Genomic DNA, 16,404 nt, shown 5'->3' with positions numbered 1-16,404 from the left:
TTTTGTATTAAGATTCGTTACTTACACCAGCACTTTCAAAACTAGCCATATCGCTTAAAAAATCTACAGATGCCCTTAAAAGAGGAATCGCCAAAGCTGCACCGGTACCTTCACCAAGACGTAAGCCTAGAGATAAAAGCGGTTCAGCTTCTAAAAACGCTAACATTCTTTGGTGTCCTTGCTCGTCTGAGCTGTGTGCAAAAACACAGTTTTCAATAACCTCAGATTTAATCTCCGTAGCGGCTAAAAGTGCAGCAGTGACAATAAAACCATCAATAACGATCACCATGTTTAATTCGGATGCTTTAAGAATTGCTCCACATAGCATGGCAACTTCAAATCCGCCAAAAGTAGCTAAGGCCTCTTGTGCTGATTTTGGAGCGTATTTGTTATAAACTTCAGATAGAATTTTGGCTTTTTTCGAAATGCCTTCAGGATCTAATCCCGTGCCAGAACCCACGCAGTCTTCAATAGGCGTTATTGTGAAATAGCTCATTAATAAAGCTGCTGAAGAGGTGTTGCCAATCCCCATTTCACCAAAACCAATGGTGTTACAACCTTTTTTTTGAAGCTCTTCAACAATAGCTCCTGCTTTAGTAAAAGCTTCAGTACATTGTGCTTGGGTCATAGCTGGCTCTAATTGGTAGTTTTTTGTACCAAAATCAATTTTAGCATCAATAATATTTAATTCAGCATCAAAAGTATGATTCACGCCAGCATCAACGACTTTTAATTCGATGTCGTTTGTTTTACTAAATACGTTTATCGCAGCACCCCCATTCACGAAGTTATAAACCATTTGAGCGGTAACTTCCTGAGGAAACGGATTTACTTCACCTTTAGCTGCAATACCATGATCGGCAGCAAAAACAACAATCACTGGTTTTGAAATTTTAGGCGTTTCAGTGTTTTGAATACAACCTATTTTAAAAGCTAAATCTTCCAGTTTACCAAGGGCACCAAGTGGTTTGGTTTTTGTGTCAATTTTGTGTTGAAGCGCTTGTTTTAAGTCGGTTTTAATCATGAGGGGTTATTTTAAATTTAAGGGAATTCCTGATACCATCATCGTGGCTTTATTGGCATTTTTGGCAATGTGTTGATTCATCCAACCTTGAAGCTCAGTGAATTTTCTACCTACTTCAGTTTGAGCGTGTACCCCCATACCAATTTCATTGGAAATGATAATAATTGTGGCGTCCAGATTGAGGAGTTTGTTGAACTCTATCTTCGCTAACTCTAGTGATTCTTCAATGTTGTTTTTAGTGTCTATAAAAAAGTTTGTGAGCCATAAGGTGACACAATCAATAACCACGACTTCATTAGAACTAATGTGCTTTGAAAGCACTTTTTCTTCTTCAATGGAAGTCCAACATTCATCACGATCAGCAATATGGCGTTCAATACGTGCTCTGTGGTTATCGTCCCAAATTCTTGAGGTGGCAATGTATTTCGGACTGTTGGAAAACGACAAAGCTAAGTTTTGGGCGTAACTACTTTTCCCTGAGCGTTCTCCTCCTGTGATGTAATAAATCATAACTTTTTAGTGCTTAAATAGAATTACAAATATTAATCTTTTTTTAAGAAATAACCTCTAAAAAAGATTTTGATTCTAAAAATAGATAGTACATTTGCAGCGAATTTTGGTTCTGTTTAATTTTGAAGTTAAACGGATTAAAAGGGAATCTGGTGCAATTTTTAATTAATTCCAGAACTGTTCCCGCAACTGTAAGTTTATGCTGTTCCGATTGCTATCGGGATGTTCAGCACCTTTTAAAAGGATGTTATTAACTTCAATACCACTGGCCTTTAGCTGGGAAGGTGAAATAACATAAAACAAGTCAGGAGACCTGCCACATTCAAACAAAATAAGTTAAACTTTCGGGATAAAAGTTTGCGTATGTATTTCCATGCGATTCTCGATTAATAGTATTAAAATGCACAAAAAAACACATGTTTTTGGCATCCTATGTTTAGGGATGTCACTAGTTGGTTTTGCTCAAGAGCAAGAAGATTCAGCTAAATTGGAACAACTCGATGAAGTTGTAATTTCAGATTCACGATTTGAATTAAAACGTGAAAATTCAGGAAAAACAGTTATTAAAATTTCCTCGGAAGATATAGAGAAAAATCAGGGAAGAACAGTAGCTGAATTGATTAACGCCCAATCTGGTGTTGAAATTAACGGAAGCAGAAGTAATGCTGGACAAAATTTAGGTGTTTATGTTCGTGGTGGCCGTAACCGTCAAGTTTTAGTTATTGTTGATGGTGTACAAATTGGAGATCCTTCGCAAATTAATGGTGAGTACGATTTTAGGTTGTTAAACTTAAGTCAGATAGAATCCATTGAAATTATAAAAGGTGCAGCCAGTACTTTATACGGAAGTGGTGCAGCTACGGCTGTTATAAATATTACAACAAAAAAAGCAAGCTCTAAAAAAATAAGTGCAGTTGTTGGCTCTAGTATTGGAACAAATCAATCACAAGACGATCAGGACTACGATTTAAGTGATTTTAATAACAGTGTGACTCTGGGCGGAACCTTAGATAAGTTTACCTACCGGGCAGCTTTTAGTCAGCAATACACAGACGGTATGTCTGCAGTTATTACTGATGCTAATGAAAAAGATCCGTTTTCAAAATTGGGTGTAGATGTTAATTTGGGTTACAATTTTAGTGATGCCTTTTCAATAGGCGTGTTTGGGAATTTTACAGATATTGAATCAGGAATTGATGGTTACGATGCTAGTTTTAGTTTAGCCGATACTGATGATCAGTTTAACAGTGATCAATCGCGTGTAGGTATGACCGCGAAATACACTTATAAAAACGGAAGTGTGAATTTTAATGGCGCATATTCAGAATATAATCGTGAATTTATTTCCGATTATCCTTCAGTTTTCGAATCTAAGAATTACATATTCGACCTTTATAATAAGTACGTTTTTGATGAATCATTTTATACTATTGTAGGTGTAAATGTTCTTGAAAATGAAGCCTTGTTTGATGAGGAAAAAAAGTTTACCATAGTAGATCCTTATGCTAATGTTGTTTATGTTTCTAAGTTTGGATTGAACGTGAACATGGGTGGGCGATTAAATAATCACAGTGAATATGGGACGCATTTTACCTATAATGTAAATCCTTCTTTTGTTTTCAAAAAGGATAACGATTCTTATAGTAAGGTTTTTGCTTCTTATAGCACCTCATTTATAGCACCGTCATTATCTCAATTACATGGCTATTTTGGTGCAAACCCTGATTTAAAACCTGAGGAAAACAAAACGATTGAAGGCGGTTTGGAGTTTAAATTTTCTAACAATTTTAGAGTTAGCGGACTTTATTTTAACAGGGAAGAAGAGAACTTTTTCATTTATGATAATACGCTGGGGTACTTAAATTCTGCCGATTTAGTCCGTTTTCATGGTGTAGAATTTGAAGTGAATGCCACACCTATTAAAAACTTAACTGTTACAGCGAATTATATGTTTGCTGAAAATAAAGAAGGTCAGCCTGTAAGGATTCCAGAGCATAAAGGAAACTTACTTGTAGGCTACGACTTTTGTCCTAAAACATTTGCATCTTTATCTTACCAGTATACAGGTGATAGATTAGATAATGGCGATGTTACTTTGGATAGTTTTAGTTTGGTTAATTTTTATATCAGTCATACAGTGCTTGAAAATAAGATTAAATTTTTCGCAGGTATAGACAATATATTAAATGAAGATTATTTAGAAATATCACAGTACACTACAAAAGGAAGAAATGTTAGAGTAGGGCTGCAGTTAACGTTGTAAGCGTTTTACCCTGATATAGCTTTTTAGGAGCGATTTAAAGTGCTGAATCTAAATTCAACACTTTAAATCGCTTTTTTTAAGGCATTAAATCACAATACCAAACCCCGTAGGTTTCGGCATCACTTTTACAAATCGAATCGTCGTCTTCGGTTTTTGGTTTTTTATATTCGCGTAGTACTTTTTCGCCAATCGTAAACTCTATGGGATTTTTAAAAATAGGCCCATCAAAACAAAAAGTGTGAAATTCACCATTTTCACCACAGGGGTCAACGCCTTTAGGTAGGTTTTCAATGAAGTTTTTATCTATGACTGTGCCCACAAAATCTTCTCCAAAATATTTAGAATTGGCACAAACGATAATGGTTTTAAAACCTAAATCTAAAAACTCATTTAAAAGGGTTTTGGTATCACGTTTCCAAATGGGGAAAACCGCGGTAAAGCCTTGTTTGGCTAATTGTTTCTCTCTGTAAACACGTAAATCTTCAAGGAAAATATCACCAAAGGCACTGTGTGTAAAGCCTTCGTTTTTTAGGCGCGTCACCATGTCTAGCATTTTCTCCTCATAGACTTCCATACTTGGCATTTCAGGTAGTTCAATAAGTCGCGCCGGAATGTTAATGGCATCGGTTTGAGCGGTAAGCAGTTCTTTTCTAAGTCCGTGCATGGACACCCGGTTGTAATGACTATTTACAGTGGTTATTAATTCATCAACTTGATAATTTTCATCCTGTAAAAGATGGTATAAAGCTAAGGCCGAATCCTTTCCTGAACTCCAATTGAAGTAGGTTTTGTTTTTATTCAAAATTAAGCTGATTTTTTAAATGTGAAGGTAATATTTTGTCCACGTGCATACCAGGTTGCATGGTTTTAAAATCGTTGCTACTTTTTAAAATTTCCATAGGATAGCTTTTACTGCTAGCTTGTTTAGCGGTGCCATTTATGTCTGAAATCGCCGCTGCTAGAAGCGGTTCGTTAACGTCTCCTAAAATTCCAAGATTAAGAATGTTTTCGGCTATTTCAATTGATGGGGGAAGACCGTTGAAATAATCGGTTACACCATCAACATTAAGTGATTTATAAATTAAAGGTTGCATGGCATAGGTATGTCCTGGATTGGCACCTTGGCGCCCAAAATCGGGAGAATCATATATTGTGGTAGAGGCCTGATATTTTCCAGCTGTTGTGGTTCCTATTTGCACCACTTGAATGTATGGGATTAAAGCGTTTATAACCAATTCGCTTGCGGAAGCACTTCTCTCTGTAGTAAGGATATAGACCTTTGAAAGATTTAAACTATGTAATGCAGCACCGTTATTATTGTCTACAAACCGATTAATAAGTTGTTCGGGGTTGTCTTCTTCAAAAGCTGCTTGAAACTCAGAGTTCCATTGTTCGGTGCAAAATATATCACCTTTAAATTGTCCAGTAATCATGCTAGACAGTAAAATAGCGGTATTTACCGAACCTCCTGAGTTGTAGCGTAAATCTAAAACCAAATCATTTACGGTTTCGGCTTTAAAATCTGCAAAAACATTATTCAATTGGTTGTTGTAGGCTTCGGTACCAGTGAAACCGTTGTACATTAAATAACCAATTTTTCTATTATCAACAGATAAAACCTCGTGAATATAAATAGGGTTTTCAGAATATTCAAACTTAGTTAAAGCTATATTTTGGCCTAAAGGCGTGATCGAATCGTCATCTCTTTCATCGGTATCATTATCGTCGTATAGGCCTAGTTCAATGCTATAACTGTTCTGACTTAAAAGTTGTGAATAGTTACTAATGTTTAACGCGGTACCATCAACAGCATAAAATACATCGCCACGAGTTAACCCTTGGCTACTAGCATTAGTGTCTGGTAATATATGGGTAATCACCCCGAAAACACCAGAGTCTGTAGAAGAAAAGCGATACAGTTGAAATTCCATACCGTTGGTCATACTAATGCCCTTGAAAGATTCTTCTAAGGCAATATAATCATCTACAATCCAACTAAAGCGGTCTACCGTTTGTCTGTTGTAAATTAAACTTTCAAATAAATCTTCAGGGTTGGAAAAACCATCTAAATAATTTCTATAATCACCAGTATTTGTAAAGCGGTTGTTGGCAAGATCGGGAACATCATCTTTATACAGATAAAATAGATTCATACCACTCCATACGAAATCATTAATTTCATTAGTTGTAGTGCCGTGATCGTCTAGGTCTTCAAAACAACTTACCGCTAGGAAAGCACATAATATAAGTATGGAAATTTTTATTCGATTCATTTAAAAGTAGGATTTAATTTGGTTGTTTAAAAGTTGTAAACATGCCTTTTTTCAAGGGTTTAAAATCATTAGACTCTGCAATATGTTCTACTTCTAAACCTATAATAGCTTTGTTTGTTTGATTTGCTTTTGTGGTTGTACCAGAAATTAGAGATAAGGCCGTTGCTAAAAAAGGCTCATTTTCATCACCTAAAGCACCCATGTTAACAAGGTTTTCTCCTTCAGTGGTGCTCCCGTTACTGGTTTGGTAAGTCATTAAGTAATCTGGTACTAAACCATTAGAATAATCTGAAACACCATTTGCATTGGTGGACTTATAAACCAAAGGTTGTAAGGCATAGGTGTGATTTGGGTTGGCATTTGTTTGTCCAAAATCTTCAGAATCATATAAAGTTACAGAAGCAGTGTATTTTCCTGTTGTATTTGTGCCAATTTGAACCACATCGATATAAGGGTCTAAGCCATTAATAATTAATTCGCTTGCAGATGCTGTTCCGTTTGTGGTTAGAATATAAACTTTACTCAAGTTTAACGAAGAAATTGATGTCCCATCTAAAAGTACGTTAGGGAATCGGTTGATTAAGAATTCAGGGTCTTCTTGTTCGAAATAATTTTGATATTTAGAATTCCACTGCTCTTTAATTAAAACATCATCATGAAATTGCCCCGTAATCATACTACATAAAGCTAAAGCAGAACTAACACGACCTCCTGGGTTGTACCTTAAGTCTAAAACTAGCTCTGTAATCCCTTGCGCTTTTAAATCTGCAATAGTTGTATTGAGTTCGTTATCGAAATTAGCTATAAAACTGTTGTACATTAAGTAGCCTACTTTTATGCCTTGAGCTTCTATTACTTTACTTATGTGTATTGGAGTTTCGGTAAATTCTGTTTTGGTTAATGTTACATTTTTACCATTGGGTTCTATCGTAGTATTGGTGATCGTTGCCATTCCTAATGTGTAAGAATCATTGGTTCCAAATAATAATTCTCCATAATTATCAACCGTTAGTTGTTCGTTATCAACAAACATGAAAAAGTCACCCCTTTTAATGTCTTTTGTAGCGGCATCAGAATTATTTGCGACGTATGAAACATATCCAAAAATATCATTGGTGTTGCTAATTCTCACCAAGCCAATGTCTAATCCATTACTTTTAGAAATTCCCTGAAAGGCATTATTTAAAGTTCTATAGTCATCTACAATAAAACTGAATTTATCGACATCACCACGCTGATACAACAAATCATCAAATAGACTTTCTGGCGTATCATAAGTGTTTAGGAATTTAAAATAATCATCGGTATTAGAAAACTTATCGTCAGCTAGATTAGGAACTTCATCTTGCCATAAATAAATTTCATTCAAACCTAACCATACAAAATCATTAACTTCATTATTCAAAACTATAGGTTCATCAGTTTCTTTTTCATCTGGTGTTATATCATCATCAGATTTAGAGCAACTCAGTGTTAAATTGAATAGGCAGAATAATAGTGTGAGGGACGTAAAGATTTTAAGTTTCTTCATGTATGATAAGAATTTATAGGTTTTAAGTTCGTCGTCAAATAAACTCTAAATTTACAGAGATTATTGCGTACTAAAAAAATAATGCCTCTCTTTAGTAATTTATTTGTAACAAAAAAGGCATGTGTTCGTCGTAATAACAAATAGACCTAGAAAGCTATTTTTTAACTAAACCCAAAAATGACTCAAACAGAGTTTTTACATATTGTAACACCTTTTAAAGACAAAGTGTTTCGTTTGGCTAAGCGTTTATTGGTTTCCACAGAAGAAGCCGAAGACGCCACCCAAGAAGTACTCATTAAGCTTTGGAAGAATAAAGCGAAAATAAAAGCGTATAAAAATGTGGAAGCTTTTTCTATGACGATGACAAAGAATTATTGTTTTGATAAGCTGAAGTCGAAGCAATCTCAGAATCTGAAAATTGTTCATAGCAATTACGAAGACAAGCAAACGGCATTGCAAAAGCAAGTTGAGCTGAATGATAGTCTGACTTGGGTTGAAAAAATTATTGAAAATTTGCCAGAACAACAACGGTTAATTATTCAGTTAAGAGATATTGAAGCGTATGATTTTGATGAGATTGCCAAAATGCTAGATATGAACCAAACAGCAGTTCGTGTGGCCTTATCAAGAGCAAGGAAAACGATTAGAGAAAAATTGACTCATACACATAATTATGGAATCAAATAAAATAGAAGCGTTACTAGAAAAGTACGATCATGCAGAAACGACCTTAGCCGAAGAGCGGGAGTTAAAACGTTATTTTGCCGAAGCGGATGTACCAGCGCACCTAGACGTGTATAAGCCTATGTTTGCTTATTTTAAAGCAAATGAAGAAGAGGTTTTTACAAAAAAACTTCCTTTAAAAACAGAACAAAAGTATGTTTTAAAATGGATTTCTGCGGCGGCAGCAGTTGTTTTACTGTTGGGGTTTTATTTTAGCCGTTCCAACGAAAGTCAGGATTTAGGAACTTTTGATGACCCTGAATTGGCTTATCTTGAGGTTACTAAATCTTTAGAAATGATTTCGGAGAAACTCAATCAAGGCACGGCAACTGTAGGCTATCTAGATGAAGTAAACAAAGGTACTGCAACTTTAAATTACCTAAATGAATTAGAAAATGCAACCCAAATTATATTTAAAAAACAAAAACAATAGAACTATGAAAATTTCAAATCACATAAAAACAAAGACCATGAAAAATAAATTTTTAATACTAATATTGGCTGTCTTGCTTTCTCCAATGGCAGGATGGACCCAAAGCGATATATTCGAAAAATATAGCGATAATACCGATGTGACTTACGTTTCGATAAAGCCAAAAATGTTTCAAATGATTGCAAAAATGGGGATCAATGTAGACGATCCTGAAGCTGAAGCTTATATGGATATGGTAAAGAGTATTACCAGTTTTAAAACCATTGTAACGGCTAACAAATCGATTGCTGGCGATATTTCGAAGTGGGTGTCTTCGCGTTCAAATAGTTTAGAAGAATTGATGGAGGTTAGGGACGATGGCACCGATGTAAAATTTTATGTTAAAGAAGGAAAGGATGTCGATCACGTTAAAGAGCTTTTAATTTTTGTAAATGGTGTCGATAAAATACTGAAAGATCAAGGTGTTGAGGTTAATGGAGAAAAGCGAGAGATTGAAACTGTAGTGGTTTCACTTACTGGTGATATCGATTTAAAACAGATTTCGAAACTTACCGATAAGATGAATATCCCTGGAGGGGAACACCTTGAAAAGAAGCAATAAAACAAACTAGATATGAAACAATCAATCAAGTATTTTTTCTTAACAATTAGTTTAGCGCTATGTTTTACGAGTTGTGGTGATAAGGCCAGTTTGCAACGTTATTTTGTAGAGCATCAAGAAACTAAAGATTTTATTTCTCAAGATTTTCCGTTGTCTATGATCGAAGTTGATAAATCGAATTTTACTGAGAAGCAAATGGAAGCCTATCATTCCGTTGATAAATTAAATTTTATTGGGTTTAAGGTAAACGCCGATAATTTGGATACTTACAAAGCGGAAGTTGCCAAAGTAAAAAACATTTTAAACGATTCAAAGTATAACGATTTAATGGCGTTTAATATTAAAGGGGATTACATTACGGTGAAATATTTAGGAACCGATGATGTGGCCGATGAGCTTATTATTTTTGGAAGCTCTCAAGAAAAAGGCTTCGGAATTATACGTGTATTAGGAAGCGATATGAATCCAGAAAAATTAGCAACTTTAATGGAAGCCATGCAAAAAGCAGATTTCGATAAAGACAAGGTTGAAAACATTGTGAATTTCTTTAAGTAAGCTATAAACTAAAAACGGGCTATTTGAAAATTTCAAATGGCCCGTTTTTTTATGTTATAAAACGTTTATATTATTCCTCTGGGTTTCGACGTGATTTTTTCTGAACCAAAATCAAATTAATAACCACCGTAGAAAAAATAAGCGTTAAAATAGTTAAAACAATAAAATTATCTAAGATTTCTAGAATTCCGAAAGTGAAAATTCCAGCAACCATCACTATGGTAAGAATCAAAGATTGTTTATCGCTTAGCATATATTATTAAATTCCTGTATAGTTACTAGGTGTAATACGTTTTAATTCGTCTTTTATTGTATTAGAAACTTCTAAAGTGTCAATAAAATTTGAAATAGACTCTTGGTTTATTTTCGAATTTGTACGAGTTAAACCTTTTAAAGCTTCATAAGGGTTCGGGTAGGCCTCACGACGTAAAATCGTTTGAATCGCTTCAGCAACTACAGCCCAGTTGTTTTCCAAATCTTCAGCAAATTTAGCTTCGTTTAAAAGTAATTTATTTAAACCTTTTAAAGTCGATTTAAAACCAATTAATGTGTGTCCTAATGGTACACCAACGTTACGTAAAACGGTGCTATCTGTTAAATCACGTTGTAATCTAGAGATAGGTAATTTAGCCGAAAGGTGTTCGAAAATCGCATTAGCAATACCTAAGTTTCCTTCAGAATTTTCAAAATCAATAGGGTTTACTTTATGTGGCATCGCAGAACTTCCTACCTCACCAGCTTTAATTTTTTGTTTGAAATAATCTGTAGACACGTAAGTCCAGATGTCTCTATCTAAATCGATAATGATGGTGTTAATACGTTTTAAAGCATCAAATAAAGCCGCCATAAAATCGTAGTGCTCAATTTGAGTTGTTGGAAAAGAGTGGTGTAAACCTAGTTTTTCTTCAACAAAATGGCTTCCAAAAGCTTTCCAGTCGTTATTTGGGTAAGCCACATGGTGTGCATTAAAGTTTCCTGTTGCACCACCAAATTTAGCAGCATTAGGAATGTCTTTTAAGATATTGAATTGTGCTTCTAAACGCACCACAAAAACTTCAATTTCTTTTCCTAAACGTGTAGGGGAAGCTGGTTGCCCGTGTGTTCTTGCCAACATAGAAACAGCCGCCCAGTCTTTAGATAAATCTTTTAATTTATTTAGAATAATCGTGTATTCTGGAATGTAAACATCGGTTATAGCTTCCTTGATACTTAAAGGAATGGCGGTGTTGTTAATGTCTTGAGAGGTTAATCCGAAGTGGATAAACTCTTTGTATTCAGCTAATCCTAAAGCATCAAATTTTTCTTTGATGAAATATTCCACAGCCTTAACATCGTGGTTTGTTACGCTTTCAATTTTTTTAATGGCTAGGGCATCTTCCGTAGAAAAATCTTTGTATATCGCTCTTAAACTGTCAAATACAGAAGCATCAACCGATTCTAATTGAGGTAATGGAATTTCGCAAAGCGCAATAAAATATTCTATTTCAACTAAAACGCGGTATTTTATTAAAGCTTCCTCAGAAAAATAAGGAGCCAATTCGCTAACTTTACTTCTATAACGACCATCAATTGGAGAGATGGCATTTAATGCTGATAATGACATAAATTTTAGATTTTAAGAAGTTGCAAATATAGGTTTTTTCAACGGAAGACTGAATGCTAAAAGCTTAAGATTTTGGTTTTAGGTTTTTCGTTTTTTTAACTTTTTTAGAATATGACGTGCTCTTGCTTTAAAAGCGGCACTTTGTATTGCGAAATCACGATTTAGTATGATTTCTAATTCAGGGTGCACCCAGTCGTATTCATGGCCGAGCATAAAAAGTGTGGTCATGCCATAGGCTTTTGCAGCAACCTTTTCATCGTTAATCATATAGTCAAAACAAGTTTCAATAATACGTTCTTTATGTGTTTCTGTTAAAACCGTTTTCACGGATTTATCTTCTTTTGAAGAATAGTGTGTTGCAAGCAATTCACATATTTTGGCCACAGGACGAACGGCAGAATCTAAATGCACTTTATGAATGTTTGCTGTAAAAATATCTAAATAGGGAAGTAGTGGCTCTACGTTTTCGCTACACATAAATTCCAGTACCCATCCGGCTCTGGGAGACATTTTATCATCTACCATAAATAGAATATCTAATATTTTGGGTAGTAAATCAGGGTTTGCCAATATTAAATTAGCGTAAAGCAGCCGCTTTTCTTTGGAGTGGTTTACCTTATTTAATTCTTCGTAAAGTTGATTGGTAGTCAAAAGGATTTCTTATTTTTATTTTTTTAAAATTAAAAAATTGAAGATAATGAAAAAAGTGTTTTTGGCATTACTCGTGTTATTTGTAGTTGCTCAGTTTTTCGGGCCAGAAAGAAATGAAGGCGATTTAAAGTCTGTTGAACCTTTCGTTGCAGAAACCAATCCGCCAGAAGATGTAAAACGTATTTTAGAAGAAACCTGTTATGATTGCCATAGTGATGTGACGCGTTACCCATGGTATGATAAGATTACGCCTGTAAATTATTGGTTAGCTGGGCATGTTAAGGACGGAAAGAAGCATTTAAATTTTTCTGATTGGGTAGACAATTCAGTAAAAAGAAAAGACCATAAATTTGATGAACTTATCGAAATGGTTGAAGAAAAAGAGATGCCATTAAATTCTTACACGTGGACACACACTGAAGCGAATCTTAGCGCTGAACAAATTCAGTCCGTTGTAGAGTGGGCGAAGGTAGTGCGTGCTGGTTATGCTTTGCAATTACCTGTTGAATAATTCAATTTTTCTTTTCTTATTTAAGTCACTTAGTTTGTTAGGATGAACAAGAATTTGCTCATTATTGGTTTTGTATGGCCAGAACCAAAGAGTTCTGCAGCTGGTAGTCGCATGATGCAACTTATTGAAACCTTTCAATCTGATGGCTACAAGATCACTTTTGCGAGTCCTTGTGCTAAAAGTGATAATGCTTTTGATTTAGAAACTATTGGAGTTTCACAAGTGGCTATCGATCTCAATAATGAAAGTTTTGATAAATTTATTTCAGAATTAAACCCCAGTGTGGTGCTGTTTGACCGTTTTATGATGGAAGAACAATTTGGTTGGCGGGTTTCAGAACAATGCCCAAATGCCATCAAAATTCTAGATACTGAAGATTTACATTGTTTACGAAAGGGCAGGCAACAAGCTTTTAAAGAAGGGAAACCATTTGATAAAAGTTATCTGTTTAATGAGGTAGCCAAACGTGAAATAGCAAGTATTTATAGATGTGATTTGAGTTTAATGATTTCAGAAGCTGAAATGGATTTGCTTAAAAATCAGTTTATGGTTGATACGTCTTTATTGGTGTATTTGCCTTTTATGTTGGAGTCTATTTCCGCGGAAGCAATAAAAACCTTACCAATATTTGAAGCACGGGAACATTTTATCACCATCGGAAATTTTTTGCATGAACCCAATTATAATGGCGTTTTATATTTAAAGGAAACCATCTGGCCACTCATAAAAAAACAATTACCAAAAGCAGAATTACATATTTATGGGGCTTATGCGACACAAAAAGTCACGCAACTGCATAATGAAAAACAAGGTTTTTTTATAAAAGGATTTGCGGAAGATGTGAATACTGTGATGAAACAAGCAAAAGCCTGTTTGGTACCCGTACGTTTTGGAGCAGGTTTAAAAGGGAAGCTCGTTGACGCCATGCAAAACGGTACACCAAGCATCATGTCTAGCATAGCTTCGGAAGGCATGTTTGGTGATTTTGAACCTAACGGATTTATAGAAGATGATCCGCAGGAATTTGCAAATAAAGCGGTTGAAATCTATCAAAATCAATCACTTTGGACTGAAAAGCAACAAAACGGATTCCCTGTTATAAATGAGCGTTTTAGTAAAGTAGAGTTTCAGAAAACGTTTTTAAATTTGTTAAATGATACTTTTTTGAATCTCGAAGAAAGACGTTTAAATAATTTCACCGGACAAATGTTGCAGCATCATAGCATGCAAAGTACTAAGTTTATGAGTAAGTGGATTGAAGAAAAGAATAGAGTTTAGTGGTTTTGCATTTTTTCTTTTTTCATTAAAAGCACTCGTTACAAACGAGCGCTAGCACACAGTTTAATAGTACTGTAAATACGTGTTTTAATCTAAATTTCGTTTTTTAAGAGCTTAGATATCTTTATTTTTTTCAGTTGATAACTGAATTTTAGCTTAAGTGCGGATGACGATAGTTTATAACTAGTGCTGATTACCATTTGTCAAGAAAATCAAAATTCCAAGTTCAATTCTATTTATTGGTTCTAGCTGTGCTAGCGCTCGTTTGGAACGAGTGCCGATGAGCATGTCTCGTCCTAAAAAAAGTTTACATATTTTACATTAATCCTAAAATAGGTTTACAACTTATCCTTAGTCCTATTATTAATTTACAATGATAGGACTTTTTGTATAATAATTCTTCCATAATTTTTCTGTTTTTATATCGTTTTGATGAACGTGATCCGGAGTCAGGTTTCCAATACTCATATGAGGTCTTTCTTGATTGTATAGATTTACGACAGTTGCTAATAGTCCTCTAGCTTCTTTTATATTTCCTATAGCGTAATCATTCAAGTATTCTTCTTTTATTATTCCATTTACTCTTTCCGCTATTGCATTTTCTAATGGATCTCCGTTTTCTGTCATACTAATCTCGATATTAATGGCTTGTAATAGTTTTACATATTCATTACTGCAATATTGTGTTCCTCTATCCGAATGATGTATCGGTGCACTTTTACCTTCACGGTCTTTAGGCAAACTATCAATAGCCAATAGTAATGCTTGAATTGTTTCAGAAGTTTGTAAGCTGTCTGCTAAATGGTACCCAACAATTTTTCGAGAATAAGCGTCAGTAATAATACTAATATAGACAAACCCAGTTTCTAGTTTCCAATATGTAATATCGCTTACCCATAATTGGTTTGGTTTAACAGGAACAAAATCCCTGATTAGGTTTGAATACTTCTTAAACCTATGAAAAGAATTTGTCGTGATCGTTTGTTTCTTTTGTCGTCTAACCAGAAGATGGTGAGCTGATAAAACATCAAATAATCTATCCCTACCCATTTTTATCTGATGAGCTAATAAAAAGGGCTGTAGGAGTTCATACAATTTCCTACCACCCATATGACGATGGTTCTTTCTAATTTTATGTACTTCAGACACAATTAAATCCTCTTCAAAAGATAATTGTTCTCGATACCAAAAATGTTGATAGTATGCTTGACGTGTAATACCAAGTAATCGGCAGAACCTGCCTAAACTTACCTTTGGATAAAGGTTTTTCATCTCTTGGATTACTTGGTATTGGACTTTTTTACAATCTTAATTTTAAATTCTTGTTCTGCTATCTCAATCATTTTTCTATAAGTTTCTGCTAATAATTTAGCTTCCTGAAGTTCTTTCTTTAATTGAGATAAGGATTCTTTGCTTTTTTTAGGTGCTTCATTTGATTGATTTGCCATGGCTGGTAAAGATACAATACTTGGTTTTGAATAATCATAACCTTTGTCCTTTAACCATGTTGTTAATGAGCCATGACCAATATTATATTTATCTTCTATTTGGCGGCGTTTTAACGTCCCTGTTAAAAATTCTTTACAAATAAATGCTTTGAACTCTTCACTATACCTGTTTTGAAATTTTGAGGAATGCTCTTTTGAATATCTTTCCATACTTTTACACTTTTTGTGTAAACCTATTTCAGGACAAGACAGCATTATTAAAAAAATCATAGTATTTTATGTCTAGAGCTACGTTTGCAACAACTGCTAAATAATTTAAGGTTATCCTAGAAAACCAGATTCATCTATTTTTAAAATAGTATGGTCGTCTTGAAAATTTCTAGCGCTAGAATACTTCCAATCTATAGCTTCAGAAACAAAACCACTTTCAACAGGGTTATTATGTATATAATCTATTTTTTGTTTGATTACGGTATCGCTCCATAATTCTAATGGTTTATTATGATGTTGCCAAAATTGATATTTACTAATATTCCCTTGTTTTTGACCTGCTCGTTCTAACATCCATAACAACCAATCTTTTCGGCTTTCTTGTGGGTTGTCTTTAATGGTTTTAATTAGTTTTTTAGCAGTGTACTTCTTAAAGTCTCTTAATAGTTCTGTCGGTTTATCTGTGCTTGACCTAAAAATTAAATGCACATGACTAGGCATAAAACAATAGGCGTATACTTCCATTCCCTTTTCCGCTCTGCAATAGTTTATACTTTCTGACAAAACATCAAAATATACTTGTCTTGTGAAAATATCTAACCAGTAAACAGTGGCAAAGGAAACAACATACAAGCCTGATTTATTATGAAACTTATATTTTCTACTCATAAATCTAAAATACAGGAAGGTATAATTAATTATGGTGCTTTTTATGTCTGTGTTATAAAAAAAACACCATGATATTATTCTTTTGTTATGGGCACTCGTTACAAACGAGCGCTAGCACACA

At 34.4% G+C, this 16,404-nt stretch carries 18 protein-coding genes and 1 riboswitch; of the genes, 7 read left to right on the top strand and 11 right to left on the bottom strand.

Translation table 11 applies throughout. The features are described from left to right. Positions 1-7 precede the first annotated feature (7 nt). Positions 8-1,024 carry a nicotinate-nucleotide--dimethylbenzimidazole phosphoribosyltransferase gene (cobT, locus tag Q4566_RS07530; protein ID WP_303420029.1) on the bottom strand — a complete coding sequence of 339 codons (1,017 nt, stop codon included), beginning with the start codon at positions 1,022-1,024 and terminating at the stop codon, positions 8-10. A 6-nt stretch (positions 1,025-1,030) separates the two neighbouring features. Beyond that, complete coding sequence (locus Q4566_RS07525) at positions 1,031-1,534, bottom strand: bifunctional adenosylcobinamide kinase/adenosylcobinamide-phosphate guanylyltransferase (protein WP_303420028.1); 504 nt, start codon at positions 1,532-1,534, stop codon at positions 1,031-1,033. A gap of 90 nt (positions 1,535-1,624) precedes the next feature. After that, positions 1,625-1,870, top strand: a riboswitch (cobalamin riboswitch). A gap of 64 nt (positions 1,871-1,934) precedes the next feature. Between Q4566_RS07525 and Q4566_RS07520 the strand changes: the two genes are divergently transcribed. After that, positions 1,935-3,797, top strand: coding sequence for a TonB-dependent siderophore receptor (locus Q4566_RS07520; RefSeq protein WP_303420027.1), 1,863 nt, complete (start codon positions 1,935-1,937; stop codon positions 3,795-3,797). A 76-nt stretch (positions 3,798-3,873) separates the two neighbouring features. On the opposite strand, the gene Q4566_RS07515 is transcribed toward Q4566_RS07520, so the two are convergent. From Q4566_RS07515 to Q4566_RS07505, 3 genes are read right to left on the bottom strand one after another with little or no spacing between them, the layout of a single operon-like run. Beyond that, positions 3,874-4,599: a diphthine--ammonia ligase gene (locus Q4566_RS07515; RefSeq protein ID WP_303420026.1), complete on the bottom strand. Its 726-nt coding sequence runs from the start codon at positions 4,597-4,599 to the stop codon at positions 3,874-3,876. Continuing rightward, entirely contained in the window at positions 4,592-6,070 is a 1,479-nt protein-coding gene (locus Q4566_RS07510; RefSeq protein WP_303420025.1) for a S41 family peptidase, read from the bottom strand. Before Q4566_RS07510 ends, Q4566_RS07515 begins: the two co-directional genes overlap by 8 nt. 13 nt (positions 6,071-6,083) lie before the next feature. Further along, positions 6,084-7,601 (bottom strand): S41 family peptidase, encoded by a 1,518-nt coding sequence (locus Q4566_RS07505; protein ID WP_303420024.1) that lies wholly within the window; start codon positions 7,599-7,601, stop codon positions 6,084-6,086. Between the two features lie 177 nt (positions 7,602-7,778). Between Q4566_RS07505 and Q4566_RS07500 the strand changes: the two genes are divergently transcribed. From Q4566_RS07500 to Q4566_RS07485, 4 genes are read left to right on the top strand one after another with little or no spacing between them, the layout of a single operon-like run. After that, positions 7,779-8,288, top strand: coding sequence for an RNA polymerase sigma factor (locus Q4566_RS07500; protein WP_303420023.1), 510 nt, complete (start codon positions 7,779-7,781; stop codon positions 8,286-8,288). Next, positions 8,275-8,757: a hypothetical protein gene (locus tag Q4566_RS07495; RefSeq protein ID WP_303420022.1), complete on the top strand. Its 483-nt coding sequence runs from the start codon at positions 8,275-8,277 to the stop codon at positions 8,755-8,757. Before Q4566_RS07500 ends, Q4566_RS07495 begins: the two co-directional genes overlap by 14 nt. 37 nt (positions 8,758-8,794) lie before the next feature. Continuing rightward, a complete protein-coding gene (locus tag Q4566_RS07490) occupies positions 8,795-9,358 on the top strand; it encodes a DUF4252 domain-containing protein (protein ID WP_303420021.1) in 564 nt (187 codons plus the stop codon). Positions 9,359-9,370: 12 nt separating this feature from the next. Next, on the top strand, positions 9,371-9,913 hold the full coding sequence (locus Q4566_RS07485) for a DUF4252 domain-containing protein (protein ID WP_303420020.1): 543 nt from the start codon (positions 9,371-9,373) through the stop codon (positions 9,911-9,913). A 70-nt stretch (positions 9,914-9,983) separates the two neighbouring features. Here Q4566_RS07485 and Q4566_RS07480 read toward each other — a convergent pair whose 3' ends face one another. The 3 genes from Q4566_RS07480 to Q4566_RS07470 all read right to left on the bottom strand — a co-directional run bounded on the left by Q4566_RS07480 (position 9,984) and on the right by Q4566_RS07470 (position 12,167). After that, on the bottom strand, positions 9,984-10,166 hold the full coding sequence (locus Q4566_RS07480) for a hypothetical protein (RefSeq protein ID WP_303420019.1): 183 nt from the start codon (positions 10,164-10,166) through the stop codon (positions 9,984-9,986). A gap of 6 nt (positions 10,167-10,172) precedes the next feature. Continuing rightward, positions 10,173-11,516, bottom strand: coding sequence for an adenylosuccinate lyase (gene purB / locus Q4566_RS07475; RefSeq protein WP_303420018.1), 1,344 nt, complete (start codon positions 11,514-11,516; stop codon positions 10,173-10,175). A gap of 78 nt (positions 11,517-11,594) precedes the next feature. Further along, positions 11,595-12,167: an adenylosuccinate lyase gene (locus tag Q4566_RS07470; protein WP_303420017.1), complete on the bottom strand. Its 573-nt coding sequence runs from the start codon at positions 12,165-12,167 to the stop codon at positions 11,595-11,597. A 37-nt stretch (positions 12,168-12,204) separates the two neighbouring features. Between Q4566_RS07470 and Q4566_RS07465 the strand changes: the two genes are divergently transcribed. Further along, positions 12,205-12,678: a heme-binding domain-containing protein gene (locus tag Q4566_RS07465; RefSeq protein WP_303420016.1), complete on the top strand. Its 474-nt coding sequence runs from the start codon at positions 12,205-12,207 to the stop codon at positions 12,676-12,678. A gap of 42 nt (positions 12,679-12,720) precedes the next feature. Beyond that, the gene (locus tag Q4566_RS07460) at positions 12,721-13,956 is read left to right on the top strand and encodes a glycosyltransferase family 4 protein (RefSeq protein WP_303420015.1); all 1,236 of its coding nucleotides are present in this window, start codon (positions 12,721-12,723) and stop codon (positions 13,954-13,956) included. Between the two features lie 363 nt (positions 13,957-14,319). On the opposite strand, the gene Q4566_RS07455 is transcribed toward Q4566_RS07460, so the two are convergent. The 3 genes from Q4566_RS07455 to Q4566_RS07445 all read right to left on the bottom strand — a co-directional run bounded on the left by Q4566_RS07455 (position 14,320) and on the right by Q4566_RS07445 (position 16,283). Continuing rightward, positions 14,320-15,228 (bottom strand): IS3 family transposase, encoded by a 909-nt coding sequence (locus tag Q4566_RS07455; protein ID WP_303420014.1) that lies wholly within the window; start codon positions 15,226-15,228, stop codon positions 14,320-14,322. Between the two features lie 8 nt (positions 15,229-15,236). Then, positions 15,237-15,614, bottom strand: a complete 378-nt coding sequence (locus Q4566_RS07450; RefSeq protein ID WP_303420013.1) for a hypothetical protein — start codon at positions 15,612-15,614, stop codon at positions 15,237-15,239. A 111-nt stretch (positions 15,615-15,725) separates the two neighbouring features. Beyond that, entirely contained in the window at positions 15,726-16,283 is a 558-nt protein-coding gene (locus Q4566_RS07445; protein WP_303420012.1) for an REP-associated tyrosine transposase, read from the bottom strand. Between the last annotated feature and the right edge of the window lie 121 nt (positions 16,284-16,404).

The organism is Tamlana sp. 2_MG-2023, assembly GCF_030548465.1.
In the GTDB taxonomy this organism is placed as follows: domain Bacteria; phylum Bacteroidota; class Bacteroidia; order Flavobacteriales; family Flavobacteriaceae; genus Pseudotamlana.
Note: the sequence above shows the minus strand (reverse complement) of the source record. Positions and strands in the feature narration are given on the sequence as shown.

Bases quoted from the DNA above. Each gene is read 5' to 3' on its own strand.
- cobT (WP_303420029.1), bottom strand. From the start codon at position 1,024: ATGATTAAAACCGACTTAAAACAAGCGCTTCAACACAAAATTGACACA.
- Q4566_RS07510 (WP_303420025.1), bottom strand. From the start codon at position 6,070: ATGAATCGAATAAAAATTTCCATACTTATATTATGTGCTTTCCTAGCG.
- purB (WP_303420018.1), bottom strand. From the start codon at position 11,516: ATGTCATTATCAGCATTAAATGCCATCTCTCCAATTGATGGTCGTTAT.
- Q4566_RS07505 (WP_303420024.1), bottom strand. From the start codon at position 7,601: ATGAAGAAACTTAAAATCTTTACGTCCCTCACACTATTATTCTGCCTA.
- Q4566_RS07450 (WP_303420013.1), bottom strand. From the start codon at position 15,614: ATGGAAAGATATTCAAAAGAGCATTCCTCAAAATTTCAAAACAGGTAT.
- Q4566_RS07520 (WP_303420027.1), top strand. From the start codon at position 1,935: ATGCACAAAAAAACACATGTTTTTGGCATCCTATGTTTAGGGATGTCA.
- Q4566_RS07525 (WP_303420028.1), bottom strand. From the start codon at position 1,534: ATGATTTATTACATCACAGGAGGAGAACGCTCAGGGAAAAGTAGTTAC.
- Q4566_RS07495 (WP_303420022.1), top strand. From the start codon at position 8,275: ATGGAATCAAATAAAATAGAAGCGTTACTAGAAAAGTACGATCATGCA.
- Q4566_RS07480 (WP_303420019.1), bottom strand. From the start codon at position 10,166: ATGCTAAGCGATAAACAATCTTTGATTCTTACCATAGTGATGGTTGCT.
- Q4566_RS07500 (WP_303420023.1), top strand. From the start codon at position 7,779: ATGACTCAAACAGAGTTTTTACATATTGTAACACCTTTTAAAGACAAA.
- Q4566_RS07455 (WP_303420014.1), bottom strand. From the start codon at position 15,228: ATGAAAAACCTTTATCCAAAGGTAAGTTTAGGCAGGTTCTGCCGATTA.
- Q4566_RS07485 (WP_303420020.1), top strand. From the start codon at position 9,371: ATGAAACAATCAATCAAGTATTTTTTCTTAACAATTAGTTTAGCGCTA.
- Q4566_RS07445 (WP_303420012.1), bottom strand. From the start codon at position 16,283: ATGAGTAGAAAATATAAGTTTCATAATAAATCAGGCTTGTATGTTGTT.
- Q4566_RS07460 (WP_303420015.1), top strand. From the start codon at position 12,721: ATGAACAAGAATTTGCTCATTATTGGTTTTGTATGGCCAGAACCAAAG.
- Q4566_RS07490 (WP_303420021.1), top strand. From the start codon at position 8,795: ATGAAAAATAAATTTTTAATACTAATATTGGCTGTCTTGCTTTCTCCA.